Below are 2,622 nucleotides of genomic sequence, written 5' to 3' on the forward strand. Positions count from 1 at the left end.
TTAAAGGTAAGCAGCACTTTAAAACAATTCGTTTTATTAATACAGTTTGTAAAAGTATTCTCTTAGTACTAATAGCTAGTGTAATGATAGAAAATACTAGTGTTATTAAAGATTTGAATAAAATAAAAGAAACTGAGAAATATTGGAATGTATTAGATGATTATTACACGATTGAATTTGCACCTTATCACGAAACAAAACAAAGTTTGATTGATAATATGGTGCGATCAGAACAATTAGTAAAGGCTAGTGAAGCAGAAAATAATGCGATTTTATTCAAACCAAAGGGTGACTCCGTTGACAATGACAACTTTTCACCTGATGAGGGGAATGTAATATTAGTAAATAATCAGTTTTGGTCGATTTATCACAAGCAGTTTCAACCTGATATTCCAATAAAAAATCAAAAAAATAATGTCGAAGTAATTATTCCACAAAAGTTTCATGCAATGCGTAATGAAATCAATCAAGCATATCATTCATGGTTTGAATTTGTACAAAATAAAAATAATAAAGAGAGTAAGTTATCTATACAGTTTATCAACAAAAATGATTATCGAATTTTTACATTTGATGCACGAGATAGTCGCCATTTGTCATTTATAGAGGCGCCAATCATTGTGAATGTTCAGGCATCAGATTTATCGAATGATTTTTATTATGCCATGATCAGTCAAGGCGGGTATTTATTCAAAAATTATGACGCGCTAGTAAAAAATATTGAAAATTATCATCTTGATGGGGAAATCAGTGGAATAACCAATTATAAAGATAGCGTGATGGAAATGTATCATGAAAACAATTTGAAATTAACAGTACTCAACTTTTCACAAATCATTATCGCAATCATTTTAATAATTATTATTTTATTTGATGTGAAATATTATTTTGAACAGCATCGAAAATTACTCGTAATCAAAAAGCTATATGGTTATTCAACATTAAGAGCCAATTACCAATACTTATTAATAAATAATATAGTTGTTGTTTTTATTGGAATATTGACGAATGTAATTTTACATTCTCAGTATATAATGATGATATTTGCAACGATTCTTGTCGTTCAAATATTATTGCAGATTTGCAGCCTATACTATCATGGCCGACGTTTTAATGAAGTTATCAAGGAGTTTTAACTATGAAATTTATCATTGCAATATTATTAGGATTAATCGTATCCATTACTATTGCTTTTACAATCATACATCATCCTATACTTGATCGTTTTAATCCTTTCTTAAAAACGGAGTATAGTTATGCCAAAGTGCCAAAAGGTACGCAACAATATGTTAATATTACGGCTTATAGTGAAAGAGGGGAAAAGCTTGATTATAAATTAACATTTAATGGATTTTCACCTAGTAGAACGTATGTCGAAATAAAGCATAAAGGGCAATATGTCATATCGATCACATATGTTGAAAAAGAGGATACACCAAAAGAGGTAAGACAAGAATGATAGAATTAAAAGATTTAACCATACAAAAAGGTAATACACATATTTTGAAGAAACTTAATTTGAAATTTCAATGTGGAAAATCATATGCACTTATTGGTAAAAGTGGATGCGGTAAATCTACATTATTAAATACTATTGCTGGACTTGAAAAAACGGGGAAACAATATGTCTATTTTAATGGTCAATTAGAACAATTTAAATCTAATTTTTACAGAGATAAATTAGGATATTTATTTCAAAATTATGGATTAATCGATAATTTGACAGTAAATGAAAATTTAGATATTGGATTAGCATATAAAAAAATAAGTAAGAAAGAAAAAGAACAATTAAAGATACGTTATATAGAACAGTTTGGTCTGTCAAACAGTTTAAAAAGAAAAGTTCATACGCTAAGTGGAGGTGAACAACAACGTGTCGCTTTAATTAGAATGATGTTAAAAGATCCGATTGTTATGTTAGCTGATGAACCAACGGGTGCGTTAGATCCTAAAACAGGACAGATGATTATTCAATCATTATTTGATTTGGTCGATGAAAATAAAGTGCTGATTTTAGCAACACATGATATGGCTATTGCAAATCAATGTGACGAAATAATAGATTTAGAACAGTATAGTAAAGTAGCATCTATGTGATATCCAAAAGATAAAATTAAAAGCCAATCAATGGGAAATGTTGACTTCAACACTCCGTTTGATTGGCTTTTATAATGTGTTACTAAGTTATGAAAGTAACAACGGTAAACTGAAAAAAAGCAATATAATAATATTTAATACGATTAGTAATAAATGTAATTGATTTTTCGTTTTAATATAGCAAAAAACAATGACTAAAGATAACAACAATATCATGATTGCACCTGGGAAGAACCATAATGCTGAAGCTGTGTACCAAATCATTGGTAACGCCATAATAATAAAAGATATAAGACAAGAAAGGATACCAATAATATTATAAGTTCTAGTCAAAATTACACCTCCAATTTTCATTTTAAAATGACATGCGTAAAACAATCATTTTAAATACATCATACAATAAAATTAAATTGTGCGGTAGAAGAATTTGAAATTAAATTGAATTGGCTTATCTTTCGTAAACATAATTATGACGTAACAATCCTTATAAGTGGAACGAGTGTAGTTATACCATCTGTATAGAGA

The 2,622-nt window shown here is 28.5% G+C and carries 4 protein-coding genes; 3 read left to right on the plus strand and 1 reads right to left on the minus strand.

All coding sequences use genetic code 11. The features are described 5' to 3' along the window. The 3 genes from IDG60_RS10760 to IDG60_RS10770 all read left to right on the plus strand — a co-directional run. Positions 1-1,136: DUF1430 domain-containing protein (locus tag IDG60_RS10760; protein WP_206160684.1), on the plus strand; the 1,136-nt coding region annotated here is incomplete at its 5' end. Positions 1,137-1,138: 2 nt separating this feature from the next. Next, on the plus strand, positions 1,139-1,459 hold the full coding sequence (locus IDG60_RS10765; RefSeq protein ID WP_000668628.1) for a YxeA family protein: 321 nt from the start codon (positions 1,139-1,141) through the stop codon (positions 1,457-1,459). Beyond that, positions 1,456-2,097: an ABC transporter ATP-binding protein gene (locus IDG60_RS10770; RefSeq protein ID WP_206160685.1), complete on the plus strand. Its 642-nt coding sequence runs from the start codon at positions 1,456-1,458 to the stop codon at positions 2,095-2,097. The genes IDG60_RS10765 and IDG60_RS10770 overlap by 4 nt, the downstream gene beginning before the upstream one ends. Before the next feature lie 87 nt (positions 2,098-2,184). Here the strand turns inward: IDG60_RS10770 and IDG60_RS10775 are convergent, their stop codons facing one another. After that, complete coding sequence (locus tag IDG60_RS10775) at positions 2,185-2,475, minus strand: hypothetical protein (RefSeq protein ID WP_001795266.1); 291 nt, start codon at positions 2,473-2,475, stop codon at positions 2,185-2,187. Positions 2,476-2,622: the final 147 nt, after the last annotated feature.

This window comes from Staphylococcus sp. EG-SA-2 (genome assembly GCF_017152085.1).